Genomic DNA, 25,479 nt, shown 5'->3' with positions numbered 1-25,479 from the left:
GTTCAATGTGATGCGATCAAACCGGATCGGTGAGTACCCGATCAGTAGCCGATCGCCGACCCCGCCGGGCGGCGCGGATCGTTGACGCCATAGATGTAACCGACGCGTACATTGCCGGATACCGACGAGTCGTTACCGGAACTCTGGTGGCTCGTCGCTTCGGTGCCGGGCAGGCCGACCATGATCAGCTCGGCGGCGCCCCACGGCGTCTGCTCGACCATCTTGTAGCCCATCTTGTGCAGGATCGCGAGCGTGTCGGGCGACAGGCCGCGGGTCTCGTAATAGACCTGGTCCGGCAGCCATTGATGATGGACGCGCGGCGCGCCGACCGCATCCTGCGGCGTCATCCCGTAGTCGATCACGTTCAGCACGGTCTGCAGCGTGATGGTGATGATGCGCGAGCCGCCCGGCGAACCGACCACCATGAACACCTTGCCGTCCTTCTTCACGATCGTCGGCGCCATCGACGACAGCGGGCGCTTGCCCGGTGCGATCGAGTTGCGCGTGCCCTGCACGAGGCCGAACAGGTTCTGCGCGCCGACCTTCACGGTGAAGTCGTCCATCTCGTCGTTCAGGAAGAAGCCCGTGCCCGGCGCGATCACCACGGCGCCGAAGCGGCCATTGACGGTGTATGTGGTCGACACCGCGTTGCCGTCGTGGTCGACGATCGAATAGTGGGTCGTCTCCGGCTTCTCGTGCACGCCGACGCCCGGCTGCACGTCGACCGACGCAGTCGCCGTCTCGCCGCTGATCTGCTTGCGGATCTCGGCCGCATACGCCTTGCTCGTCAGCTTCGCGACGGGATTGTCGATGAAGTTCGGATCGCCCAGCAGCGTGTTGCGATCCTCGTACGCATGGCGCATCGCCTCGGTCATGTAGTGGACCACCGACGCCGACTGGTAGCCCATCTTGCGCAGGTCATAGCCTTCGAGGACGTTCAGCGTCTCGCACATCGTCACGCCGCCCGAGCTCGGCGGCGGCGCCGACACGAACTCGTAGCCGCGATACGTACAGGTCAGCGGCGTAACGTCCTGCGCGCGATACGACGCGAAATCGGCTGCCGTGATCAGGCCGCCGCCGCGCTTCGCGGCCGCTTCGACGATCTTCGGGATCTCGCCGTGATAGAACGCCTCGGGGCCCTGCTCCGCGATACGCTCGAGCGTGCGCGCCAGGTCCTTCTGCACCAGGCGGTCGCCCGGCTGCAGCGGCGTGCCGTCCGGGCGCAGGAAGATGCGCGCGGCTTCCGGATCCTTCTTGAAGCGCTCGATCGTCGTGTCGAGGATGTCCGTGTCGCCGCGCGTCAGCACGAAGCCGTCGCGCGCGAGCCGGATCGCCGGCTCCATCACCTGCTTGCGCGTCAGCTTGCCGTACTTGCGCTGCGCGAGGTCGAGACCGGCGACCGTGCCCGGCACGCCGACCGCGCGATAGCCGTACAGGCTGTCGTCCGGAATGACGTTGCCCTTCGCATCGAGATACATGTTCGCCGATGCCGCGGCCGGCGCCGTCTCGCGGAAATTGATGAAGCGGTCGCGGCCATCGGCCAGGTGCACGGTCATGAAGCCGCCGCCGCCGATGTTGCCGCAGCACGGATTGGTCACCGCCTGCGCGTAGCCGACCGCCACCGCGGCGTCCACCGCGTTGCCGCCCTTCTTCAGAATGTCGACGCCGATCTGCGACGCGTAATGCTGCGACGACACGACCATGCCGTTCTTCGCTTCCACCGCGGGTTCCGAAGCGGCGAGCACGCACGCGCTCATGGCAGACAACAGGGTGAGTACTACGAGCCGCCTCATGACGGAATCCTCCAGACAATAACCGGGCCATGCGGATGCGATCCGACATGTAATGAACAGTACATTCCAGCGAGGCCGCGATCATATCACCGGGGTTTTTATTCAAAAACCTAGGGTTATCACTGAATTATTCCGCTATATCGGAAGGATTCGCCGTCGCTTTGAATGTTTGTTTTATTACACATGTGAATGATCGGAGCGGAGGCGATGCGGCCCTCTAATCTGGAGTCGCACACGGCCCGCGGGCCGTCGATCGGCTAACATGCGTGGAGTCGCCGGCAGACACAGGTCTGCCGTTTGTCATTCAGATACGAGCAAGCCGGAGTGCCCGATGGGGACAAGCATCAGGGCGTTGCTGCTATCCCAGATGGATAGCTTCACGCCGTCGGAACAGAAGGTCGCGCATGCGCTGCTGGATCGCTATCCGAGCCTCGGTCTCGGGCCGATCGCCAGTTTTGCGAAGCAAGCCGAAGTCAGCGACCCGACCGTGTTTCGCTTCGTCGTGCGGATCGGCTTTCCGAACTACTCGTCGTTCCAGCAGGCGTTGCACGACGAGATCGACACCGCGATGAATTCGCCGCTCGCGCGGATGGATGCGTTCCACTCGGAATCGGGAATGCGCGACAGTCATTCGGCGATCTTCCAGCGGCTCTCGCAAGCGCTCGCCACGACGATCGACGAGCTCGACGCGGCGGCGTTCGACGAAGCGGTGACGCTGCTGGCCGATCCGGATCTCCGCGTGTTCTGCGGCGGCGGGCGTTACACCGCGCCGCTCGCGTCGCTGTTTTCCTTCACGCTCGCGTATGCGCGCCCGCATGTACAGTACGTCGAGCCGAACGTGAATCTCGCGTCGGTCACGCTGACGGACATGGGGCCTGCCGACGTGCTGGTCATCTTCGATTTTCGCCGCTATCAGAAGGACAGCATCCGGTTCGCGCAGGCTGCGCACCAGCTCGGCGTCAGGGTGCTGCTGATCACCGACGAATGGCGCTCGCCGATCAGCGCGTTCGCCGAGATCGTGCTGCGGATCCAGGGACGCCCGTTCGCGATGCTGCAGACGAACGTGCCCGCGCTCGCGCTCGCCGAAGCGCTGGTGATCGGCGTGACGAACCGGCTTCCCGAGCTGGCGCGGCAGCGGATGGAGAAAATCGAGCGGCTGAGTACGGGTGGGGTCGAGCGGGATGCGAATCAGTGGGATTTGCCGGAGTGACGGTGATCGTCATTCGGGCATGAGCTTTCAGCTATCGACGTCGTCGGGCACCCGTACGTGTCTACTCGCAGTCTTCACGACTCCACATCCTCAAGACTAAACACCTCCGTCTTGTCGTTATACGAAAAGACTTCGCCGTAACGCCCCCAGTCGATCACCGCGTCGAGCGTCTCCTCGGCCGCACCGTCCGACAGAAAATCCTCCAGCTCCTGCTCGAAGCGCACGCGCGGCGCGCGATGGCCCGGGCGCTCGTTCAGCACCTTCTTGATCCGCGCGGCGAGCGGCACGTGCTTGAGCAGGTGATCGGCGAACATCAGCTTGCGCTCCTGCGTGCCGAACTCCGCGAACACGCGTGCAGGCGGCGTCAGGAACACGTCCCCTTCCCGCACATCCGCAAAACCAAGGTACTGCAGCACTTCGGCGATCGGGAACAGCTCGTCCACTTCCAGATGCAACGTACGCGCGATTTCCGGCATGTCGGCGCGGCCGTGGTACGGCGCCATCGCGAGCGTCTCGATCAGGCCGGCCATCAGGTTGGTCGACACCCGCGGCAGCCAGCTGCCAAGCTCCAGCCCCTTCTTCGTCGCCTCGCCGGTCTGGCGCGCGGTCATCTTCGCGTAGATGTCGTCGACCAGCTTGCGGAACTCGGTGTCAAGCCGGTTGCGCGGATGCTTGAACGGCACCTTGATCTCGGCGATCACGCGGCCCGGGTTCGACGACAGCACGAGGATCCGGTCGCACATGAACACCGCTTCCTCGATGTTGTGGGTGACGATCAGCACCGACTTGATCGGCATCCGGCCTTGCGTCCACAAATCCAGCAGGTCGGTACGCAGCGTTTCGGCCGTCAGCACGTCGAGAGCCGAAAACGGCTCGTCCATCAACAGGATCGTCGGATCGACGACGAGCGCGCGCGCGAAACCGACGCGCTGGCGCATGCCGCCCGACAACTCGCGCGGATACGCGTTCTCGAAGCCGTCGAGACCAATCAGGTCGATCGCGGCGAGCGCGCGTTCGCGCCGCTCGCGTGCGCCGACACCCAGCGCCTCCAGCCCCGCTTCCACATTCTGCAACACGGTCAGCCACGGGAACAGCGCGAAGGTCTGGAACACCATCGCGACGCCTTCGGCCGGGCCGCGCAGCGGCTTGCCGAGATAGGTCACTTCACCGCCGGTCGGCTCGATCAGCCCGGCGATGATCCGCAGCAGCGTCGACTTGCCCGAGCCCGAACGGCCGAGCAGCCCGACGATCTCGCCTTCGCGCAGCGACAGGTTCGCATCGTCGAGCACGAGCAACTCACCCTGCGTCTTGTTGAAGCCGCGGCAGACGTGATCGACACGCAGGATTTCCTCGCCGAGGCGCGGCGGCTGCAACGGCTGGGACGTCTTGACGGGGGCGTTGATAACGGTCGAATTTTGCATCGCGCTTACTCTCAATCGAGACGGAGCCGGGATTCCGCATAGGCGTACATCGGACGCCACAGCAGACGGTTGAACAAGGTAACGAACAGGGACATCACGGCAATGCCCAGGATGATCTTCGGGAAGTCGCCAGCGGCAGTAGTCTGCGCGATGTACGAGCCGAGGCCGTGCGCGACGACCTTCGTGTCGCCCCACTGCACGAACTCGGACACGATGCTCGCGTTCCACGCGCCGCCCGACGCGGTGATTGCGCCGGTCACGTAGTACGGGAAGATGCCGGGCAGGATCGCCTGGCGCCACCACTGCCAGCCGCGGATGCGGAAATTCTTCGTCGCTTCCTTGTAGTCGTTCGGATAGGACATCGCGCCGGCGATCACGTTGAACAGGATGTACCACTGCGTGCCGAGCACGATCAGTGGCGACAGCCAGATGTCCGCGTTCAGGTGGAAGTGGACGATGACGATCACGAACACCGGAAACAGCAGGTTCGCCGGGAACGCGGCGAGGAACTGCGCGAGCGGCTGGATCTTCTCGGCGAGCGCGGGGCGCAGCCCGATCAGCACGCCGAGCGGCACCCAGACCACCGACGCGATCGCGATCAGCACCAGCACGCGCAGCAGCGTGATGAGACCGAGCACGAGTACGTGGCCGACGTCGGCCATCGTCACGCCGGTCGCGACGAAGCTGACGACGCGCCATGCGACATACACCGTGATCAGGATGACGAACGTTCCCCACACGATATCGCCGATGCGCGACGAACCGCGCATCGACGCAGCGCGCGAGCGAGCGCCGTTCCGCGACGGCGCGCGCAACGGAATCCGCGCGGCCTGCGACAGCAGCCAGCCGGCGGGCACCAGCAACTGATGGATCAGGTGCGTACGACGCATCATGTCGAGCAGCCACGATTGCGGCGCATCGCCCGACGCGGTGTTCTCCATCCGGAACTTGTCGGCCCACGCGACGAGCGGACGGAACAGGAACTGGTCGTACGCGAGAATCACGACCGACATCGCGACGATCACCCAGCCCACCGCGCCGAGGTTCTTGTCCGAGATTGCCTGCGCGAGATATGCGCCAATTCCCGGCAGCGTGATCGTCTGGTTGCCGACGGTGATGGCCTCCGATGCGACGACGAAGAACCAGCCGCCCGACATCGACATCATCATGTTCCAGATCAGCCCGGGCATCGAGAACGGCACCTCGAGCTTCCAGAAGCGCTGCCACGACGTCAGGTGAAAGCCGCGCGACACTTCGCTCAGGTCGCGCGGCACCGTGCGCAGCGACTGGTAGAAGCTGAATGTCATGTTCCACGCCTGGCTCGTGAAGATCGCGAAGATCGCCGCGAGCTCGGCGCCGAGCACGCGGCCCGGGAACAGCGCGAGGAAGAACGTGACCGTAAACGAGATGTAGCCGAGCACCGGCACCGACTGCAGGATGTCGAGGATCGGGATCAACACCATGCCGATGCGGCGGCTTTTCGCGGCGAGCGTGCCGTAGACCAGCGTGAACACGAGCGAGGCCACCATCGCGGCGAGCATGCGCAGCGTGGTGCGCAACGCGTATTCGGGCAGGTTCGACGGATCGAGCGAGATCTTCTGGCTCTGCAGGGTCGCGATCGGCGCCAGCGTCTGATGGAAGCCGACGATCGCCATCGCGAGTATGCCGATGATCAACGGAAATGCGACCGCATCCCAGCGATTGGGGAGCACGCGCCACGCGGATGCGTTGGCGGTGCGATTCGGGTCGAAGAAACGGATATCCATCGGTAGCGTCTTGGTCGAATTGAAAATCGATGGGGGGCGGCCGACCGCCGCGTCAGCGCGTGCGGCCCGGAACAAATTCCCAGGCGTCGGGCGGACGATTGCCGGCAACCTGACAAGGCAGCGCCAGGCTGAGGATGCGCGTGCGATGACTGGCCGCACCGCTGGCTTCCGTAGCCGCGAGATTCAGCATGAGGGGCTCCGGAGAAGGTGATTCGGTGTCGCAGGCTATCGGGCGCGGATGACGCAACTGTGACGTGTCACTTACAAGACATTGACACGTCATGCGCCGGCGCTTCGTCATCGCGCCGCAAGCCGTAAGCAGCGGCGCACAACGTCGTAACACGCGGGAATAAATCCGTCGCCGCGCCGGTATGGCATGCGAATGCGCCGGCATATTCCAGGACGATCCGGCCGTCCGGTTACGTCATACGATTGCGAGGCTCCCATGTCTTCATCGACCCCAACCCGCCCGTCGCGCCGCAAGGCCCTGCAATGCATGGCGTTCGGCGGACTCGGCACGCTGTTTACGTTGTCGGGCGGCATCCTGACGCCGTTCGATCTCGCGCTCGCGCAAAACGGCGCCGTCGTCCCCGCGAAGGCGGGCCGGCCACTGTTCGTCCAGATCAGCGACACGCATATCGGCTTCAACAAGGACGCGAATCCGGACGTCGCGGCCACGCTGCGGCAGACCATCGATCTCGTCAACGGAATGTCCACCGCGCCCGCGCTCACGATCCATACCGGCGACATCACGCACTTGTCCAAACCGGAGGAATTCGACCATGCGTCGCAGTTGCTGTCCGCGCTGCGCGTGCCGGAACTGCACACGGTGCCCGGCGAACACGACGTGACCGACGGTTCGGGCGCCGAATATTTCAGCCGGTTCGGCAAGGCGTCGGACAACCGCGGCTACTACAGCTTCGATCATGCGGGCGTGCACTTCGTCGCGCTCGTCAACGTGATGCACTTCAAGCCGAACGGGCTCGGCAGCTTCGGCGACGAACAGCTCGCATGGCTCGCGCAGGACCTGAAGGGCCAGTCGTCGAGCACGCCGATCGTCGTGTTCTCGCACATGCCGATGTGGACGATCTACGAGCCGTGGGGCTGGGGCACCGGCGATGCGCCGCAGACGATGGCGTTGCTGCGCCGCTTCGGCTCGGTCACCGTGCTGAACGGGCACATCCACCAGATCGTGTCGAAGGTCGAGGGCAACGTGACGTTCCATACCGCGCGCTCCACCGCGTTCCCGCAGCCGACCGCCGGCAACGGCCCGGGCCCGGTGCCGCTCACGGTGCCGCGCGACCGGCTGCCCGCGATGCTCGGCGTAACGACCGTCGATTTCGCCGGCCATCCCACGACAGCATCACTGCGCGACACGACGCTCGCCTGATCCGGATACGCAAGGAGACCGACATGACCTTCTTCAAGCCCTCGATGCTGCCGGCCGCGCTGATCCTGTGCGCGGCCGCCGCCGGCACGCCGCTCGCCGCGTTCGCGCAAACCCCGGCCGGCCCGCTCGTGACGATCCGCAATTTCATGTTTTCGCCGATGTCGACCACGATCAAGGCCGGCGCGACGATCACGTGGAAGAACCTTGACGCGGAACCGCACACCGTCGTCAACGACGCGGGCATCTTTCGTTCGAAAGCGCTCGACCAGGACGAGACCTACTCGTTCCGCTTCGACAAGCCGGGCGTCTACAAGGTGTTCTGCGGGATTCATCCGTACATGAAGGAGACCATCACCGTGGAATGACACGGCGCGCCGCGGCACGCGCAACGATCCGGCATGACGGACGGTGCGCGTCGATCGCCTACACTGGTTCCATTCGGCCGGAACCCGCCGGCCGTCACCGACTGCGAGGAAAGCGATGACGGCAAGTCAACCCGCACATCCGAAACTGCCGGGCCAGGTCGTGCTCGTGCTTCAGGGCGGCGGCGCGCTGGGCGCATACCAGCTCGGCGTATTCGAGGCGCTGGACGCGTCGGGCATCCAGCCCGACTGGGTCATCGGCACGTCGATCGGCGCGATCAACGCGGCGCTGATTGCCGGCAACGCACCCGGACACCGCGCGCAGCGGATGGCCGAATTCTGGCGCCACGTGACCGAACGGCCCGCCGTGAACGTGCCGGGCTTCCCGACGACCTGGGACAAGATCGGCGCCGAACTCGCGGTCATCAGCGCCGGCATCCCGGGATTCTTCCGGCCGAATCCTGCCGCATGGCTGGGGCCGCTCGCGCGCGTCGGCGTGGAGCACGCGTCCTACTACCTGGTCGAGCCGCTGCGCGACACGCTCGCGTCGCTGGTCGATCTCGACCTGCTGAACGCGCGCCGGCCACGGCTGACCGTCGGCGCGGTCAACGCGTGCACCGGCACGATGCGCTATTTCGATTCACGCGACCGGCCGCTCGACCTCGACCACGTGATGAGCTCGGGTGCGCTGCCGCCCGCGTTCCCGGCCGTGCGGGTCGACGGCGCGCCCTACTGGGACGGCGGCATCTATTCGAATACGCCGGTGGAGGTCGTGCTGGACGACGCGCCGCGCCGCAGCTCGATCATCTTCTCGGTGCAGATGTGGAATCCGGTCGGGCCCGAGCCGCAAAGCATCTGGCAGGTGTCGGAGCGGCAGAAGGACATCCAGTATGCGAGCCGCACGGACAGCAACATCGCGCGGCAACAGCAGATTCACGGGCTGCGCCACGTGATCAAGGAACTGGTCATGCGGCTGCCGGAGGCCGAACGCAAGTCGCCCGACGTGCAGGCGCTCGCCGCGTGGGGCTGCCAGACCACGATGCACGTGATCAAGCTCGCGGCGCCGCGCCTCGACGGCGACGATCAGTGGAAGGACATCGATTTCACGCCGGACGGCATCGCGGCGCGCCGCCAGGCCGGGTTCGACGCGACGATGCAGGCGATCGCCGCGCGCCCGTGGGAGCTGCCGCTGGACCCGACGCAAGGGCTCAGCGTCTGGAGTCCGGAGGAGAACAGGATCGGCGAACGGCACAACTGATGCCGCGGGCGGCCATCTGCCCGCGCATCGTCCCGCCGTGGATCCGGCTTACAGCGCGCGCACGATGCCGCCGTCGACCCGAATGTTCTGCCCGGTGATGTAGCCGGCGCCGTCCGACAGCAGGAACCTCACGGTCTGCGCGATCTCCTGCGTCTTGCCGAAACGGCCGACCGGAATGCGGGCAACGATCTCGGGCGTCTCCGGCCAGCTGTCGATGAAGCCCGGCAGCACCGAATTGATGCGAATGTTGTCCTTCGCATACCGATCGGCGTACAGGCGCGTGACCGAACTCAGCGCCGCGCGCAGCGCGGACGACACCGGCATCGCCTGCTCGGGCGCGTCGGCCGCGAAGCTCGAAATATTGACCACCGCGCCGCCGCCCTGCTTCAGGAAGACGGGCGTCACGCGGCGCAGCACGCGAAGGACGTTGAGCACGATCAGGTCGAGCCCTTCGTGCCACTTGTCGTCCTCGATGGCGAGCAAGTCGCCCTTCGGCGGATGTCCGGTGTTGTTGACGACCGCGTCGATACGGCCGTACTTCGCGAGCGTCTCGTTGACGAAACGCTCGATGTCGGCGTCGTCGGTAACGGACCCGGCAACGCCAAAACCACCCAGTTCCTGCGCCAGCTCGACCGCGCTGCCGGACGGCGACATCAGCGCGACGCGATAACCGTTGTTCGCGAGGTCGCGCGCGATTGCAGCGCCCATGCCCTTCCCCGCCGCCGTCACCAAAGCCACTTTCTCTACAGTCATGCCGCTCTCCCGGATAGGTCGGCTTGCGCCGCGATCATCGTTCCAAAGCGCCCACTCTAGGGCCCTATAATCGGCTTGTCGAACGATGATTTCTCCATCCACCCTGCAGAATTTCTACTGAATGACCGCTCTGTTGCGTACCCGCCGGTTCCCGCCGCTCAATGCGCTTCGCGCGTTCGAGGCCGCCGCGCGCCACCTCAATTTCCGGCTGGCCGCCGACGAACTCGGCGTGACCCAGGGTGCGGTCGCGCAGCAAGTCCGGCATCTGGAGGACGTCGTGGAGGTTCAGCTGTTTCGGCGCTTGCCCAGGGGGCTTGCGCTGACACGCGAAGGGCTCGAGTATTTTTCGTCGGTCCAGCGCGCGCTGCAGATCATCTCCGACGCCACGGACGCCCTGGGCGAGCGCCCGACGGTGCTGGCGGTCAGCACGACGCCGTCGTTCGCGTCGAAGTGGCTGATTCCGCGCCTGGCGGACTTCGGCCGGCTGCACCCCGACATCGAGGTTCGCGTCATCGCCGACGAAAGGCTTGCGTCGTTTCGGGCCGACGGCGTCGACATCGCGATTCGCCTCAGCAAGCCGCCATTCCCGGCCGGCCTCGCCGCGGAGTTGCTGGCTCCGCTCGACATCTTCGCCGTCGCCAGCCCCACACTGCTCGACGGCGGCCCGCCGATCCGCACGCCCGCGGACTTGTCGACGCATGCGCTGTTGCACGACGCGCACGATCTGTGGCCCGAGTTCATCGAGAAGCTCGGTGGAAAGGGTCAGGCCGATCCGACGAAAGGGCCGAGATTCAGCCAGTCGCTGCTTGCGATCGACGCCGCGGTCGCCGGTCAAGGCATCGCGCTGACCAGCGAGCCGCTCGTCGAGCGCGACATCGCGGAAGGCAGGCTGCGCCGCGTGTTCGATTTTTCGTTTCCGATGTCGCTCGGGTTTTACGTCGTCTTCCCGCAGGCCAATGCGCATTCGGAAGCGTTGCAGGCGATGCGGCGCTGGCTGTTTGCGCAGTACGGGAAAGCGTGATCGGCGGGCACCCGCAGCGATTGACGAACGACAAGGAAGCATCGCATGCGATAGCGCCGATCCCGCGCCTTCCGGCCGCGAGCCTGCATCAACCGCTGTTCAGCAGCGCCGCAAACTTGTCGGCCAGTGTCGGACGCGAACGATGCGGCCAGATCGCGCTGAGTTCGAAGAGCGGCAGCGCGTCGCCTTCGCGCACTTCGCACACGCGCACGCCCGCAAACTGGATCGCCTTGACGGATCGCGGCAACAGTGACGCGCCGCAACCGGCGGCCACGCATGCGAGCACCGTCAGCGATCGATTGGCATCCTGAACGACATTGGCTTCGCAACCGAACTTGCGAAACGCACTGAGGATGCCGGCCCGCACCACCGGCAGCTGTCCGTGCGGAAACCATACCAAACCCATGCTCGCCAGTTCCGCGAGGCCGAGCTTGCCATCCTCGCCCAGCGGATGCGACGCCGGCACGACCGCGTGCAAGCGTTCGCGGACGATCAGCTTTTCGCGCATCCGGCCTCGGACCGCAACAGGCGTATGCAGCAACCCGATATCTATTTCGCCGGATTCCAGCGCGCTGGCCTGCTCCGCGTTGCTCATTTCCCGCAACGTCAGCTCGACATCGGGAATCGCGTCACGCAATGCGGCGATCGCGCGGGGCATGACCTCGAACAGCGCCGCTGACGCGAAACCGATGGTCAGCCTGCCGCCACGTTGCGCGCCGATATCGCGGGCCCGCTTTTCCGCCGCCTCGATCCTCGACACACTCAGGCGAATGTCCTCCGCGATCGCTTCGCCCGCGGGCGTCAGCGCCGCGCCGCGACGCGTGCGCGCGAGCAGCTTCGTGCCGAGATCCTTCTCCAGCCGCGTCATGGCCTGGCTGAGCGCCGGCTGCGCTATCCCGAGCTGCGCCGCCGCGCCGGTGACGCTTCCCGCATCGACGATCGCGAGAAAGTATTTGAGCGTGCGAATCGATTCCATGATCGCCTTCCATATCAAGATGCTATGAATGAACAACGTTTTCATAGTATGCACGCGTTCCTGACGTTCATAGAATGGCGTCAAATCGATCAACAGCGGCCGCCCGTCCAACTTCGCAGCGGCCTGCACCAGGAGACGACCATGCGCTGGTATGAGGAAATCACGCCCAACGAGCGGCGAACACTGTGGAGCTGCTTCGGCGGATGGGCGCTCGACGCCGTCGATACGCAGGTCTTTTCCCTCGTGATCCCGGCGCTTCTCGCCACGTGGGGCATCAGCAAAGGTCAGGCAGGATTGATCGGCGGTGCGACGCTCGTGGCCGGCGCGCTCGGCGGATTGCTCGCCGGCATCCTGTCCGATCGCGTCGGCCGGGTTCGCGCACTGCAGATCACGGTGATCTGGTTCTCGCTCTTCACGTTTCTGAGTGCGTTCGCGCAAACCTTCGAGCAGCTGCTTGTGCTGAAGGCGCTGCAAGGCATCGGCTTCGGCGGCGAATGGACGGCGGGCGCCGTCCTGCTCAGCGAAACGATGAACCCGCGGCATCGCGGCAAGGCGATGGGCATCGTGCAGAGCGCGTGGGGATTCGGCTGGGGCGCCGCGGTGCTGCTCTATATGGCCGTGTTCTCGCTCGTTTCGCCGCAATGGGCCTGGCGCGTTCTGTTCGCGATCGGTCTCGTGCCGGCCCTGCTCGTTCTTTACCTGCGCCGCAACGTGGCCGAGCCGCCGCGCGAGCCGCAAACTGAAACCGACGATTCCGCGCGCCGCGGCGTATTCAGCATTGCCGCCGGCATTTTCGATCCTGCGGTGATACGCACGACGATCGTCGGCGGCCTGATCGGACTGGGCGCGCACGGCGGCTACCATGCGATCACGACGTGGCTGCCGACGTATCTGAAGACCGAGCGCCATCTCTCAATCCTGGGCACCGGCGGTTATCTCGCGGTCGTCATCGTCGCATTCATCATCGGATGTTTCGTGAGCGCCTGGTTGCAGGACCGCATCGGACGACGCTGGAACGTGATCCTGTTTGCCGTCTGCTGTGCGGTGATGGTCAACGTCTACACGTTGCTGCCGATCAGCGACACCACGATGCTGCTCCTGAGCTTTCCGCTCGGCCTCTTTTCAGCCGGCATTCCCGCGACGCTCGGCGCGCTCTTCAACGAGTTGTATCCGCAAGGCGTGCGCGGCACCGGTGTCGGCTTCTGCTACAACTTCGGCCGCATCGCATCGGCTGCATTTCCGGTGCTGATCGGTCACATGAGCGGATCGATGTCGCTCGGTGCGGCGCTGGGCATCGACGCGGGCGCCGCGTACGGCCTCGTCGTCGTCGCCGCGCTGATGTTGCCAGACACTCGGCGCCGGCTCGTCGCGTCGCCGCACGAGAACGGCGCGCAGGCCATCTCGCGCCACTGAGCGCGCGGCACGCGTACGTCGATGCATCGCTCCAACGTCAATTTGATTTCACGCACCCGACACGATGGACCGCTTCCCGCCCGCACCCCCGGCCGCTCCCTTCGACGGCCTGTCCCCCGCGTCCCTGGCTTGGCTCGACGAAACCGCGACAGGCATCACCGGGGTCGACGCGCACGCGCACATCTTCGTGCAAGGCCTGCCGCTCGCGGCACACCGCCGTCACGCGCCCGACTACGATGCAACGCTCGATCAATATGTCGCGCAGCTCGCGGCGCACGGTCTCTCCCAAGGCGTGCTGGTGCAGCCGAGCTTTCTCGGCACCGACAACGGGTTCCTCCGCGCGGTATGCGAGCGCTATCCGCGACGCTTTCGCGGTGTTGCCGTTGTCGCGCCAGAGGTCACGGATGCCGAGCTGGAAGCGCTGGACGCCGCACATATCATCGGTGCGCGGCTGAATTTGATAGGGGTTGCACTGCCGGATTTCCGCGATGGCCGATGGTCCGCGCTCCTCGCACGCTTGAACGCACTACGTTGGCATGTCGAAGTTCAAGCGAATGCGGATGCTCTGCCGGTCGTGCTCGATGCGCTGCTTCGACACGATTGCACGGTCGTCGTCGATCACTTCGGGCGGCCCGATGCGCGGCTGCGCGCCGCGGATGCCGGCTTTCGCCATTTGCAGTCGACGGCCGCCTCCGGCAACGTTTGGGTCAAGCTCTCCGCCGCCTATCGCAGCGCCGAAAATTCGAACGGCATCGAGCACGGACGCGCGCTTGCCACCGCGCTGCTCGATTCGTTCGGCCCCGAGCGCATGGTCTGGGGTAGCGACTGGCCTCACACGCAGCATCGTCATCTGATCGACTATGACGGGGCCCTGAACGCATTGGAATACTGGATTCCCGACCGTGCTGCCAGAGACAGAGTGATGACGACCTCCGCGGCGGAGCTTTTCAGGTTTTAGCGTGCACGAATACGCACCCCGCAGTAGAAGGACGCCGCTCGACGGGCCGTGCCCGGAGACCGATAAACAACCCCACTCGCGGCAGTGCCTTCCAACGTATCGTCTTTTCCCGATATATGATTCGCCCATCGACGATACCTGTTTGCGCCGGTGTTCCCAACGAACGCCGAAACACCACGCCCTTTCCATGCCGACCGAACTCGACATCGACGCGATCCTGAAAGCGCTTTCGAACCCGCTGCGCCGGGAAATCCTCGTCTGGCTGAAAACGCCGGGCGCGCATTTCCCCGAGCAGACGCTGCCGTACGACCACGGCGTCTGCGCCGGGCAGATCGACGCGCGCTGCGGGCTGTCGCAGTCGACCGTCTCCGCGCACCTCGCGACGCTGCAACGCGCGGGGCTCGTGACGTCGACGCGGATCGGCCAGTGGGCGTTCTTCCAGCGCAACGAGGCCGTCATCGACGCATTTCTCGACGCTCTGCGCCGCGAACTCTGACCCAGGCCATGCGGGCCACCGCCGCGCACGACGCGACGGCCACCCCGCCTTTCGTGAAGAGGTTATTTGCCATGCCCACCCTGTTCGACCCCGTTACCCTCGGCGACCTGACCCTGCCGAACCGCATCGTGATGGCACCGCTCACCCGCTCCCGCGCGGGCGCGACGCGCGTGCCGAACGACCTGATGGCCCGCTATTACGCCGAGCGTGCGTCGGCCGGCCTGATCATCAGCGAAGCGACCTCGGTCACGCCGCAGGGCGTCGGCTATGCGGACACCCCCGGCATCTGGTCCGACGAGCAGGTCGAAGGCTGGAAGCGCGTGACCCAGGCCGTGCACGCGGCCGGCGGCCGCATGGTGCTGCAGCTGTGGCACGTCGGCAGGATCTCCGATCCGATGTTCCTGAACGGCGACCTGCCGGTCGCGCCGAGCCCGATCGCCGCGGGCGGCCACGTCAGCCTCGTGCGCCCGCAGCGTCCGTACGTGACGCCGCGCGCGCTCGAACTCGATGAAATCCCCGGCATCGTCGCCGCGTACCGCAAGGGCGCGGAGAACGCGAAGAAGGCCGGTTTCGACGGCGTCGAGATCCACGGCGCGAACGGCTACCTCCTCGACCAGTTCCTGCAGGACAGCACCAATCACCGCACCGACGCGTACGGCGGCCCGATCGAAAATCGCGCGCGCCTGCTGCTCGAAGTGGTCGACGCGGCGATCGACGTGTGGGGCGCGGGCCGTGTCGGCGTGCACCTCGCACCGCGCGGCGATGCGCACACGATGGGCGATTCCGATCCGGCTGCAACGTTCGGCTATGTCGCGCGCGAACTCGGCCGCCGCAAGATCGCGTTCATCTTCACGCGCGAGTCGTATTCGGGCGACCACCTGAGCCCGCGGCTGAAGGAAGCGTTCGGCGGCCCGCTGATCGCGAACGAGCAATTCACGCTCGAATCCGCGCAGGACGCGCTCGCCAGCGGCAACGCCGATGCGATCGCGTGGGGCAAGCTGTTCATCGCGAACCCGGACCTGCCGCGCCGCCTCGAAATCGGCGCACCGCTGAACAAGCCGGTGCCGGAGACGTTCTACGCCGAAGGCGAAACGGGTTACACCGACTACCCGGCGCTCAGCGACGCGGCCTGACGGCCGGCGACACGTTCATGCGCGCACGTCGGCGCGCATGAACACGCGCTGCGTCTCGTCGAGGCCGCGTGCAACGTGATGTGCGCGAATCGCGTGCAGTGTGTGGTCGAGCGCTGCGTCGTCGACGATGTGGAAACCGAGGCGCGCGTAGTACGGCGCATTCCACGGTGCATCGCGGAACGTCGACAGCACGACCTCGACAATGCCGTCTTGCGCGGCGCGCGTCATGATCCGTTCGATCAGGCGCGCGCCGATCCGCTGCCCCGCATGCGACGGCGCGACATCCAGTTCCTCCAGATACAGCCGCTGCGCATCGAGCAGCCGGTAGAACGCGAAGCCCACGCACGTCCCTTCATCGTCCGTTGCGACATACGCGCGACCGTCGTCGATGCGCGCGAGCACGTCGGCCGCATCGGTCGGTTCGCCTTCGGCGATATCGACCATGCCGATGGCGCGAAAGCGCTGGGCGGCGGCCACTTCCACGGCGGCCATGGCGGCCGCGTCTTCCCGCGTGGCGGGACGAATCCGGATCGATGCTGTCATCACGACGAGATAGGCGGGGGAAACGGCCGTCACTATAATCGAAACTTCATACCTTTCGAACGTCCCTGCCTACGAGGTTCGTCATGACGCTGTCCGCGCTCGCCGTATTCGCCATCGCCCTGCTCGTCACCGCCGGCACGCCCGGCCCGAGCGTCGCCGCGCTCGTCGCGCGCGTGCTGACGAACGGCGTGCGCGACGTGCTGCCGTTCCTCGCCGCGATGTGGATCGGCGAGGCGCTGTGGCTCACGCTGGCCGTCGCCGGGCTGTCCGCGTTCGCGCGCACGTTCGCGACGGGCCTGCTCGTGTTGAAGCTGCTCGGCGTCGCGTATCTGCTGTTCCTCGCGTGGAAGATGTGGACCGCGCCGACCGATACGCAGGCCGACGACCTGCCGCGCGGCCAGTCGCCGTGGCGCATGTTCGTCGCGGGCACGCTAGTCACGCTCGGCAACCCGAAGATCATGCTGTTCTATCTCGCACTGCTGCCGACGATCGTCGACCTGACGCATGTCGGGGTCGTCGCGTGGGCCGAGCTCGTCGGCACGATGCTCGCGATCCTGATCCTCGCTGATTGCTTCTGGTCGCTGCTCGCTTCACGTGCGCGCGCGTTCCTCACTTCGGCCCGCGCGAAGCGGATTGCGAACCGCACGAGCGCGACCGCGATGGCGGGTGCGGCGGTGGCGATCGCGACGCGTTGAGCGGCGCATTCGCACGACATTTCGTCGTCGCGGAACGGGCCGGGCGGGCGGCGAGCCGCCACGCCCGCCGCCGCCGCCGCACACCACAGCACGTTACGGCGTTCCGGCGCTGCAGCAATAGGCCAGCAGGAACGTCGCGGTGCCCGCGTCGCCCTGCACGATCGCGCGCATGTCACCGTTCAGCTTCGCCATTGCTGCGGTCACGTAATCCGGCGCGGGCAGCTTGGCCGTATTGAAGTCGTGCACCGCAACCGCGACCGGCCTGTTGTCCTTCGTCTTCGGCGAGGCCAGCGCCCGGTCTTCCGCGGCGAATCGCTGATCTCGCGTGGCGACCGCGCCGACCTGCCCCGCGCAATAGCCGTGCGTTCCCGACATGATGTGAATCGTGTGCCCATCGCCGCTCAGCCCGGCCGCGATGGTATTGAGTGCCGCTGCGACGTCCCTGACGGTGCAGCGGTCGTGAAAGCCCCAGATCTGCACCGCATTCGGGGTGTCCTTCGTGATGTTGACGAGCGTTGCCATGACCTCTCTCCTTGCAGTCTGCGTGGCGGAAGGTTCGCGTAGCCGCCGGCGCGGCTTTCCACGAAGCCATTCCCGAGCCGGCGCGAGCCTGGCACGCGGTGCCCGTCGCGCCCCGCCGAGTTGAAAAACATGCGGATATCCGCCGACGGGCTCGATCGAACCGCGCACGCCCACGGACGGTTCAACCTTATCCGTCGGCATCGGTTCGCAACATGGACCGCGCGTCACACATTCGGCAACGGGCCGATCTTCACGGGAGCCGGTCGGTACTAGCAGCCCATCGACCTGCACCGCTCGCCCGACGCAGGCGCGTGATCGTTGCACGCCACCAGCGCCCGCACCAACGCCCAGTCATCGTCGTCGCAGAAATCGAGCAGCACCGCGCCACACGGGCCACGCAGCTCGCGCAACCGCTCCGCGAGCCGCGCGTGAATCCCCTGCACCCTGCCATCGCCGCGCGCGACCACCGAAGGGTTCGCGCCCATCCCCGTACCGCTGCAGAAATTGATCGCCCAGCGGCCGCTCTCCGGCGACGGCATGCCGGTCAGCAGCGCGTCGATCACGCGCCACTTGTAGTGGATCGACCCGACGACGGGCACACGGTATTCATCCTGAATCACGAACGCCGCATCGGGATGATCGATCGTGAAGGTCGCATTGTCGGGCCACGCGGTCAGGTCAATGCCGAGCGGCCGGCGGCTGCGAAACCGCCGCAACAACACCACCGCGCCGCGCACGGCGCCGAGCGCTGGCAGCGCGCCGCCTGCGTGCCAGCGCAGCTGCGGATGCCGCGCGCAATGCGCATCGAACGTTGCCTCGAAACCGCGCGTGCATGCGTGCGCGGGCCACTCGTCCTTCACCGACATCACGATGCATTCGCGCGGATGCGCATCGAGAAAGCGCGTGCAATCCGCGAGCACGTCGTCGAACGACATGCCGAGCGCGATCCCGCCGTGATGAATGTCGAACGTATCGCACCGATGCCGGCACCGGATGTCGAGCAGGCGCACGCCGTGCGCAAGCTGCGCGTCGAGCGGCGCGCGCTGCGTGCGCACGAGCGGATCGTCGACGGTATACGCACAGGTGTCATGGCTGCCCGGTAGGGTCAGCGTAGGCAGCGGCCGCGCGTCGTCGAGCGCCGACATCCAGTCGGCCAGCGGCGTGGGGGCTTCGAGTCGCGAAGGGATCATGAATCGATGACTGACAAGGAAAGAAAAACGTGGGTGACGGCATCGGATGTCGCCGTGCGGGCCGGCGTGTCGCGCTCCGCTGTGTCGCGCGCGTTCTCGCCGACGGCAAGCATCGCGCCCGAAACGCGCGAACGCGTGATGGTGGCCGCGCGCGCGCTCGGCTACCAGGTCAACCTGATCGCGCGCGACATGATCACGCAGCGCAGCAGCATGATCGGCGTCGTGACGGCCGGGTTCGAGAATCCGTTCCGTGCGCGGCTGCTGTCGGACCTGATGGCGGCGCTCGGCCAGCGCGCGTTCACGCCGCTCGTGACCAACGCCGACGACCCGCATCAGGTCCGCCAATCGCTCGAACGTTTGCTCAGCTACCGGATCGCGGGCCTCGTGATGACGTCCGCGTCGCCGCCGCTGTCGGTCGCGCGGCAGTATCTCGACCACCGGATTCCCGTCGTGATGATCAATCGCGACGCGAACCTGCCGGGCGCGGATGTCGTCGTCAGCGACAACGCGGCGGGGGCCGCCCACGCCGCGCAACGGCTCGTGCGGGCCGGCGCGCGCCGGCTCGCGTTCGTCGGGCCGCGTACCACGAGCTACAGCGCGCGCTCACGCGCGGATGCGTTCGCGCAGGGGCTGCAACGCGGTGACGCATTCGATGCGGCGCTCGTCCGCGTGATCGATACGCGCTCCGACACGCATGCGTGCGGCATCGATGCCGCGCGGCAACTGTTCGCATCCGGCGAGCGCCCGGACGGCGTGTTCTGCTCGTCCGACCTGCTCGCGCTCGGCGTGGTCGACGCCGCACGCGACGCATTCGGCCTGCGCGTGCCCGACGACCTGCGCGTGATCGGCTTCGACGACATCCCCGCCGCCGCATACGATGCGTATCGGCTCACGACATTGCGCCAGGATACGCAAGGCCTCGCGCACGCGGCCGTCGACCTGCTCGCCGACCGGATCCAGAGGTTCGACGGTGCATCGCGCACGCGCGTCGTCCCGGTTACGCACGTGGTCCGGCATAGCTGCGCGTAACGCGTCGGGTCACTTCAGCCCGCCGGCGAAGCCGCGCAACAGATAGCGCTGCACGTAGCCGGCCACGGCGAGCGTCGGCAGCGACGCCAGCAGCCCCGCGCTCATCAGGTCGCCCCAGTCGATGCCGTTCTCCGTCACGTAGCCGGCAATCGCGAGCGGCAGCGTGAAGCGGCTCGGCGTCGATACGAACAGCAGCGCGATCAGGAATTCGTTCCACGCGGCGATGAACACGAAGATCGCGGTCGCGATCAGCCCCGGCGCGCACAGCGGCAGCACGATCTGCACGAGCCGCCGCGCGAGCCCCGCGCCGTCGATGCACGCGGCTTCCTCGTATTCGACCGGCACGTCGCGCACGAACGCGAGCAGCATCCAGATCGCCATCGGCAGCGCATAGATCTGGTAAGCGAGCATCAGCCCGAGCGTCGAGTCGAGCAGATGCAGCCGCTTCGCGAGCGCGAACAGCGGCACGGCGATCGTGATCGGCGGCATCAGCTTCAGTGCCAGCACGAGCATCAGGAACAGTAGGTCGAGCCGCGCGGGAAACCGCAGCCGCACGAGTGCATACGCGGCCGGAAACGCGAGCGTCAGCGCGAGCAGCGTCGTGCCGAATCCGACCAGCAGCGAATTGGCGAGCGGCGCGCCGATGCCGTTCGACCACACCGACACGAAATGCTCGAGCGTCGGCGCGGCCGGCCAGATCCGCAGCGGATGATCGAGGCGCTCGAGCGTCGGCATGAACGCCGCGCCGGCCATCCACAGGCACGGCAGCAGCAACAGCGCGAGCGCGACGACGCGCAGCGCCCACGGCACCGCGCGACCGAATGCGGCGCCCGTTCGCGCGTGCGCGATGCCTGCGGATCGCGCCGTCATGCGCGCCGCTTGCGAACCGTCTGCCATACGTACCCCGAAACAAGCAGCGCGGACGCCGCGAGCATCAGCACCGACGCGGCACTCGCCGGCCCGACGTTGAAGAAGCGGAAGCCCGTGTCGTAGATGTAGGTCGACAGCGTCTGCGTCGCGTTGCCGGGGCCGCCGCCCGTCAGCGCATAGACCTTGTCGAACAGCTTGAACGTGTCGATCGAGCGCAGCAGCAGCGCGAGGCCGATCTGCGGCGCCGCGAGCGGCAGCGTGATGTCGCGCAGGCACTGCCATTCGCTCGCGCCGTCGGTGCGCGCGGCTTCGTACAGTTCCTGCGGGATCGATTGCAGCCCGGCCAGCACGATCAGGAACGCCATCGGCGTCCACTGCCACACGTCGACGAGCGCGAGCGACCACAACGCAAGATGCGGATCGGACAGCCAGCGCACGCCTTCGATGCCGAACGCGGCGAGCAGCGCGTTCAGGAAGCCGTCGAAGTTGAGCCAGTTGCGCCAGATCGCCGAGCACACGAGCGTGGACAGCATCATCGGCAGGATCGCGAGCGGCAGCGCGATGCGCCGCCCCGGAAACGCGCGCACGAACAGCAGCGCGAGGCCGAAGCCGAGCGCGACTTCGGCGAGCGAGGCCACGATCGTGAAGCGCAGCGTGTTGCCGAAGCCGGCTGTGAACGCATCGTCGCCAAGCACCGCGCGATAGTTCGCGAGCCCGGCGAACGTGCGCCGGCCGGCCGCATAGTCGACCCGGCAGAACGAGTCGACCAGCACCTGCGCGACCGGGTACAGCGCGAGCGCGGCCAGCACCAGCAGCGCGGGGCCGAGCAGCGCGACGAACGGCAGGCTGCGGCCGAGGGCTTTCATGCGCGGATTCCGGGCGATGCGCGACGGCGGGCCGTCACTTGCCGGCCGCGGCCATCGCCTGCGCGATCTTCTGCTGCGCCTGACGCAGCGCGGCGTCGGGTGCGGCCTGCCCGGTTAGCGCGAGCTGCAGCTGGTCGCCGAGAATGCTCTCGACCTGCTGCCAGTCCTTCACGCGCGGCCGTGCACGGCCGGCCTCGAGCGCCTTCAGCTGATCGGGATACCAGCGGTATTGGCGCACCAGCGCAGGATCGGCGAACACGCTGCGGCGCGTCGGCGGAATGCCGATTCCGGCGAGGCGCGTCTGCGTGTCGCGCGAGCTCAGGTAGCTCAGGAATTCCTGCGCGAGCTTCGCGTGCGGCGCATCCTTCGGAATGCCCATCTGCCAGATGCCGAGCATCGGTGCGGGGCCCGCCGTCTGCCCGGGCGGCGGCTGCAGCGCGATCTGCCCGACCACGCGCGACTGCTTCGGATCGTCGAGCGCCGGAATCCACGCCGGCCACACTTCGATCGACTGCGCGGCGGTGCCGCGCTGCAGCGCGTCGCGCACTTCGGCGGCGCCGTACACGTCGACGTCCTTCGGCGCGGACGCCTTCAGCGCGAGGAAGGTCTTCAGCGCGGCCTGCGACTCGCGCGAATCGATCGTCACGTTGCCGGCACGGTCGAACACGTCGCCGCCGTAGGCCCACAGGATCGGCAGGAAACCCGTCACGACCGGGTTGCCCTTCGTGCCGCGGAACACGACGCCGGACACGCTTTTGTCCGCCCCGCCGACGGTCTGCGCGATCTTCAGCACGTCGTCCCAGTTGCGCGGCGGCTGCAGCTTGTACTTCGCGAGCAGATCCTTCCGGTAAGCGAACATCTCGACGTTGCCGACGATCGGCAGCGCGTACAGCGCGCCCGCCGCGTTGCGGCCGAGCGCGACCGCGGACGGCACCAGATCGGCATCGGCGAGCGACGCCGGCAGCGGCTTCAGCCAGCCGTTGCCGATGAATTCGTGCGCCCACGTGTCGTCCATCATCACGAGGTCGTACGTGCCGGTGCCTTCGCGCATCGACAGCTTCAGCTTCTGGTACAGGTTCGCGTTCGGCAGCTTGAGCAGCTCGATGTCGGTGCCCGGATGCAGTTTGGTGAAGCCGGCGACGGCGTCGGCCAGCCCCTTGCCGTAGATGTCGTCGCGGCCCGCGATGACGAGATCCGCCGCGAAGGCGTGCGAGGCGGCAAAGGACAGCGCAACAGCGGCGGACAGCGCGCGCAGGCGGCTCAACAGGGTCATGAGGTCTCTCTCGATCGGCGTGGTGGCGGGTCGGCCTTGCGTTGCACACGTGTGCAACGCGGGCGACGCTTCGGGCGGCCTGAAGCGAACGCCATTGTTCACGTCGATCGTTAAGAATTTGTGGCACAGGGCGGGACCGGCCACCGGCGCGGCTCGCCGCGTCCGCCCGGGCCGCCGCGCGCGCCGTCAGAAGTTCACGCGGATCCCCGCCATCACCGCGAGCTGGCGGCTCGAATTGCTGTTCGCGAGCACCGGGATCTGCGCGTAGTTCGCGGCGTTGCCGTTCGCGTCGGTGCCGAGCCCCGCGCCGCTCGCGATCTGGCCGATCGCGAGCGCGTACAGCGCGGTGCGCTTCGACAGGCTGTAGTTCGTGCCGACGTTGAGCTGATGGAAGCGCGTCGTGCCGCGCCCGTCGGTGTGCGCGGCGTTGAAGATATACGCGACGCCACCCTGCAGCGCCGGCGTGAACATGTACGTGACGTTCAGCTCGCCGATGTCGAACGTGAACGCCTGCGTGCGCGGCTGCGCGTCGGTCGAGAAATAGCGGCTGTCGCCGACGCGCGTGTGCGTATAGGTCAGCGCGAGCGTTGCCGCGCCGAGCGTCACCGAGCCGCCCGCGCCGAACGCGCGCATCGAGCCGGCATCCTGCAACAGGCAGTACATCGCGCCCGGGTTGCTGCACGCGAAGTCGCCGATATAGCCGCTCGCGCCGCCGAGCGCCGCGTCGAGCGGCTGGTGCAGGTCGAGATAGCCGACCGAGAACGCGATCGGCGCGCGGGTATAGGTCGCCGCGACCGCATAGCCGCGCTTCGCGGAAAAGTCGCCGGCCTGCCCGCCGAAGCTGAACGTGCCGCCGACCGTCAGGCCGTGGAAGTCCGCGCTGGTGAACTTCACCGCGTTGTTGAAGTTGAACGCGGCATTCAGGTTGTCGACGTCGCCGAGGTGCGAGCCGTACGGCGTCGCCCAGTTGTTGCTGGAGACATACGCGCCGAGCATGTCCGTGTACGAGTCGTATTGCCGGCCGAGGCCGAGCGTGCCGATCCCGTCCTGGCGCAGCCCGACCCATGCCTGTCGGCTGAACGCGGTGCCGCCCTGCAGCGCCTGCCCGTTCGCGGACAGGAACTGCTGCTCGAGCGAAAACACCGCGTCGAGCCCGCCGCCCAGCGGTTCGGCGCCCTGGAAGCCGAAGCGGGACGGCACGAGGTTGCCGCCGCCCATCTGCCACGCATGGCCGCCGCCCGTGCTGCCGTCGGCGCGCGTGAACTGCTGGTTCGTCGAATAGATGATGCCGGTGTCCACGGTGCCGTACAGCGTCACGCTGCCGGAGGTCTGCGCGTGTGCGTGCATGCAACCCAGCGTGGCCGCGGCCGCGGCCAGTCGTCGTCCGATCTTCATGTCCCGCCCCTCTGTTGTCATCGATTCGCAGTGCAGATCGATGGAGTTGTCGATATGGGTGACAGGACTCTATCCAGCGAAAATTCGGGACCTCTATCCCAAATCAGCAAACGGTGAAGCGATCGGGTATCCCACGAGGGCGCGCGGCGTCACCGTCGCGGCGCGAAGACGTCATTCGGGACGCAAGGTCTGCGACGGCAGCTCGCCGAACAGGTCGCGATACTCGCGCGCGAAATAGCCCAGATGCGTGAAACCCCAGCTCGCGGCGGCCTCACCGACGCCCAGCTGGTGCGCGCACGTGGTGCGCAGCAGGCGCCGCACCGCGTTCAGCCGGATCGTGCGCAAATAGCCGACGGGCGTGACGTCGGCGACGCGCTGGAAGCTCGTCTGCAGCGTACGTCGGCTGCAGCGCAGCGCGCGGCACAGTTCGAGCACGGTGACGGGTTCCTCGGGCCGGTCGCGCAGATGCTTCTCGCAACGGCTGACGATATCGCTGTAGGTCGCGTGGGTGATGTCGCGGCGCTCGACGCCGATGCCCTGATCGAGCGCATCGAGGAACATGCCGAGCATCGCGTCGCGGAACATCTTGCGGGTGGCCGCGTATTCGAGGCAGCCGGGATTGCGCTGCGCATCGTCGATCAGCGACGACAGCCGCGCGCCGAGCGCGACGCCCTGCTCATCCGACAGCCGCGTGACGTGCCGCAGCTTGCGCGCGCCAGCCGCGCCGAACTCGGCTTCGCACAGCTCGTCGATCATGTCCGATGCGGCGCTGATCCCGACCAGCCCCATCCCTTCCGGCGTATGGAATTCGAAATCCTCGCCGGCGCGCAGCGCGAGCAGCGCATAGCCGTCGACCGGCTGGCCCTGGAACGTACCGGCGAGCGGCACCGACAACGGCACCGCGAGCGACGTGCGCTGGGCCGGCGCGAGGCCGGTTTGCGCGACTCGCCGGTTGGTCGTCTCGCGGAAGAAATGGAAGTCGTCGTACAGCACCTGCGTGACGGTGCCCCTGAACCGGCCCGGCGTCATCTGGCGGTAGACCTGATGCCAACCGGCGATCGCGAGCCCGTGGTCATGCACGTCTTCGTGTGAGCGTGACTGGAACAGCATCGGCGTCTCCGGTAAAACCCTGAATCCACGTTGCGG

The 25,479-nt window shown here is 66.8% G+C and carries 25 protein-coding genes; 11 read left to right on the top strand and 14 right to left on the bottom strand.

Annotated features, from left to right (window positions below; translation table 11 throughout):
• Nucleotides 1-41: 41 nt before the first annotated feature.
• On the bottom strand, nucleotides 42-1,793 hold the full coding sequence (gene ggt, locus SB771_RS17595; protein ID WP_175659003.1) for a gamma-glutamyltransferase: 1,752 nt from the start codon (nucleotides 1,791-1,793) through the stop codon (nucleotides 42-44).
• 331 nt (nucleotides 1,794-2,124) lie between these two features.
• On the opposite strand from ggt, the gene SB771_RS17590 reads away from it, so the two are divergent.
• Nucleotides 2,125-3,003 (top strand): MurR/RpiR family transcriptional regulator, encoded by an 879-nt coding sequence (locus tag SB771_RS17590; protein ID WP_011659129.1) that lies wholly within the window; start codon nucleotides 2,125-2,127, stop codon nucleotides 3,001-3,003.
• A gap of 74 nt (nucleotides 3,004-3,077) precedes the next feature.
• Here SB771_RS17590 and SB771_RS17585 read toward each other — a convergent pair whose 3' ends face one another.
• Genes SB771_RS17585 through SB771_RS17575 form a run of 3 tightly spaced genes read right to left on the bottom strand, consistent with a single transcriptional unit; the run spans nucleotide 3,078 to nucleotide 6,380 of the window.
• Nucleotides 3,078-4,424, bottom strand: a complete 1,347-nt coding sequence (locus SB771_RS17585; RefSeq protein WP_175659002.1) for an AAA-associated domain-containing protein — start codon at nucleotides 4,422-4,424, stop codon at nucleotides 3,078-3,080.
• Nucleotides 4,425-4,435: 11 nt separating this feature from the next.
• Nucleotides 4,436-6,190, bottom strand: a complete 1,755-nt coding sequence (locus SB771_RS17580) for an ABC transporter permease (RefSeq protein WP_175659001.1) — start codon at nucleotides 6,188-6,190, stop codon at nucleotides 4,436-4,438.
• Nucleotides 6,191-6,242: 52 nt separating this feature from the next.
• Nucleotides 6,243-6,380, bottom strand: coding sequence for a hypothetical protein (locus tag SB771_RS17575; protein WP_175659000.1), 138 nt, complete (start codon nucleotides 6,378-6,380; stop codon nucleotides 6,243-6,245).
• Between the two features lie 255 nt (nucleotides 6,381-6,635).
• On the opposite strand from SB771_RS17575, the gene SB771_RS17570 reads away from it, so the two are divergent.
• The 3 genes from SB771_RS17570 (at nucleotide 6,636) to SB771_RS17560 (ending at nucleotide 9,200) form a co-directional block, all read left to right on the top strand.
• Nucleotides 6,636-7,580, top strand: a complete 945-nt coding sequence (locus tag SB771_RS17570; RefSeq protein WP_175658999.1) for a metallophosphoesterase family protein — start codon at nucleotides 6,636-6,638, stop codon at nucleotides 7,578-7,580.
• A gap of 23 nt (nucleotides 7,581-7,603) precedes the next feature.
• The gene (locus SB771_RS17565; RefSeq protein WP_165753423.1) at nucleotides 7,604-7,945 is read left to right on the top strand and encodes a cupredoxin family copper-binding protein; all 342 of its coding nucleotides are present in this window, start codon (nucleotides 7,604-7,606) and stop codon (nucleotides 7,943-7,945) included.
• 115 nt (nucleotides 7,946-8,060) lie between these two features.
• Entirely contained in the window at nucleotides 8,061-9,200 is a 1,140-nt protein-coding gene (locus SB771_RS17560; protein WP_175658998.1) for a patatin-like phospholipase family protein, read from the top strand.
• 48 nt (nucleotides 9,201-9,248) lie between these two features.
• On the opposite strand, the gene SB771_RS17555 is transcribed toward SB771_RS17560, so the two are convergent.
• Nucleotides 9,249-9,953, bottom strand: coding sequence for an SDR family oxidoreductase (locus SB771_RS17555; protein WP_175658997.1), 705 nt, complete (start codon nucleotides 9,951-9,953; stop codon nucleotides 9,249-9,251).
• 121 nt (nucleotides 9,954-10,074) lie between these two features.
• On the opposite strand from SB771_RS17555, the gene gcvA reads away from it, so the two are divergent.
• A complete protein-coding gene (gene gcvA, locus SB771_RS17550) occupies nucleotides 10,075-10,974 on the top strand; it encodes a transcriptional regulator GcvA (protein ID WP_175705322.1) in 900 nt (299 codons plus the stop codon).
• Nucleotides 10,975-11,062: 88 nt separating this feature from the next.
• Here the strand turns inward: gcvA and SB771_RS17545 are convergent, their stop codons facing one another.
• Entirely contained in the window at nucleotides 11,063-11,950 is an 888-nt protein-coding gene (locus SB771_RS17545) for a LysR family transcriptional regulator (protein ID WP_165753702.1), read from the bottom strand.
• Between the two features lie 141 nt (nucleotides 11,951-12,091).
• Here SB771_RS17545 and SB771_RS17540 point away from each other — a divergent pair, with 141 nt between their 5' ends.
• From SB771_RS17540 to SB771_RS17525, 4 genes are all read left to right on the top strand, one after another.
• Nucleotides 12,092-13,363 carry an MFS transporter gene (locus tag SB771_RS17540; RefSeq protein ID WP_175705330.1) on the top strand — a complete coding sequence of 424 codons (1,272 nt, stop codon included), beginning with the start codon at nucleotides 12,092-12,094 and terminating at the stop codon, nucleotides 13,361-13,363.
• 64 nt (nucleotides 13,364-13,427) lie between these two features.
• Entirely contained in the window at nucleotides 13,428-14,321 is an 894-nt protein-coding gene (locus SB771_RS17535; RefSeq protein ID WP_175658995.1) for an amidohydrolase family protein, read from the top strand.
• Between the two features lie 187 nt (nucleotides 14,322-14,508).
• Nucleotides 14,509-14,817, top strand: coding sequence for an ArsR/SmtB family transcription factor (locus SB771_RS17530; RefSeq protein ID WP_175658994.1), 309 nt, complete (start codon nucleotides 14,509-14,511; stop codon nucleotides 14,815-14,817).
• A 71-nt stretch (nucleotides 14,818-14,888) separates the two neighbouring features.
• Nucleotides 14,889-15,950, top strand: a complete 1,062-nt coding sequence (locus SB771_RS17525; RefSeq protein ID WP_175658993.1) for an alkene reductase — start codon at nucleotides 14,889-14,891, stop codon at nucleotides 15,948-15,950.
• Nucleotides 15,951-15,965: 15 nt separating this feature from the next.
• Here the strand turns inward: SB771_RS17525 and SB771_RS17520 are convergent, their stop codons facing one another.
• Complete coding sequence (locus tag SB771_RS17520) at nucleotides 15,966-16,493, bottom strand: GNAT family N-acetyltransferase (RefSeq protein ID WP_175659737.1); 528 nt, start codon at nucleotides 16,491-16,493, stop codon at nucleotides 15,966-15,968.
• A gap of 83 nt (nucleotides 16,494-16,576) precedes the next feature.
• Here SB771_RS17520 and SB771_RS17515 point away from each other — a divergent pair, with 83 nt between their 5' ends.
• Nucleotides 16,577-17,188, top strand: a complete 612-nt coding sequence (locus SB771_RS17515; RefSeq protein WP_006753652.1) for a LysE family translocator — start codon at nucleotides 16,577-16,579, stop codon at nucleotides 17,186-17,188.
• 93 nt (nucleotides 17,189-17,281) lie between these two features.
• On the opposite strand, the gene SB771_RS17510 is transcribed toward SB771_RS17515, so the two are convergent.
• Nucleotides 17,282-17,710, bottom strand: coding sequence for a hypothetical protein (locus SB771_RS17510; protein WP_175658992.1), 429 nt, complete (start codon nucleotides 17,708-17,710; stop codon nucleotides 17,282-17,284).
• A gap of 269 nt (nucleotides 17,711-17,979) precedes the next feature.
• Nucleotides 17,980-18,900: a phosphatidylinositol-specific phospholipase C gene (locus SB771_RS17505; RefSeq protein WP_175658991.1), complete on the bottom strand. Its 921-nt coding sequence runs from the start codon at nucleotides 18,898-18,900 to the stop codon at nucleotides 17,980-17,982.
• 6 nt (nucleotides 18,901-18,906) lie between these two features.
• On the opposite strand from SB771_RS17505, the gene SB771_RS17500 reads away from it, so the two are divergent.
• On the top strand, nucleotides 18,907-19,929 hold the full coding sequence (locus tag SB771_RS17500) for a LacI family DNA-binding transcriptional regulator (protein ID WP_175658990.1): 1,023 nt from the start codon (nucleotides 18,907-18,909) through the stop codon (nucleotides 19,927-19,929).
• A gap of 9 nt (nucleotides 19,930-19,938) precedes the next feature.
• Here the strand turns inward: SB771_RS17500 and SB771_RS17495 are convergent, their stop codons facing one another.
• From SB771_RS17495 to SB771_RS17475, 5 genes are all read right to left on the bottom strand, one after another.
• Complete coding sequence (locus tag SB771_RS17495; RefSeq protein WP_175658989.1) at nucleotides 19,939-20,799, bottom strand: carbohydrate ABC transporter permease; 861 nt, start codon at nucleotides 20,797-20,799, stop codon at nucleotides 19,939-19,941.
• Complete coding sequence (locus tag SB771_RS17490) at nucleotides 20,796-21,665, bottom strand: carbohydrate ABC transporter permease (protein WP_105833311.1); 870 nt, start codon at nucleotides 21,663-21,665, stop codon at nucleotides 20,796-20,798. The genes SB771_RS17495 and SB771_RS17490 overlap by 4 nt, the downstream gene beginning before the upstream one ends.
• A gap of 34 nt (nucleotides 21,666-21,699) precedes the next feature.
• The gene (locus SB771_RS17485) at nucleotides 21,700-22,938 is read right to left on the bottom strand and encodes an ABC transporter substrate-binding protein (protein ID WP_175658988.1); all 1,239 of its coding nucleotides are present in this window, start codon (nucleotides 22,936-22,938) and stop codon (nucleotides 21,700-21,702) included.
• Nucleotides 22,939-23,124: 186 nt separating this feature from the next.
• Entirely contained in the window at nucleotides 23,125-24,333 is a 1,209-nt protein-coding gene (locus SB771_RS17480; RefSeq protein ID WP_175658987.1) for a porin, read from the bottom strand.
• Nucleotides 24,334-24,504: 171 nt separating this feature from the next.
• Complete coding sequence (locus tag SB771_RS17475) at nucleotides 24,505-25,443, bottom strand: helix-turn-helix domain-containing protein (protein ID WP_175658986.1); 939 nt, start codon at nucleotides 25,441-25,443, stop codon at nucleotides 24,505-24,507.
• Nucleotides 25,444-25,479: the final 36 nt, after the last annotated feature.

The organism is Burkholderia sp. SIMBA_051 (genome assembly GCF_046534915.1).
In the GTDB taxonomy this organism is placed as follows: Bacteria; Pseudomonadota; Gammaproteobacteria; order Burkholderiales; family Burkholderiaceae; genus Burkholderia; species Burkholderia ambifaria.
The sequence above is the reverse complement of the archived record's forward strand: the minus strand, read 5'-3'. Positions and strand labels throughout refer to the sequence as shown.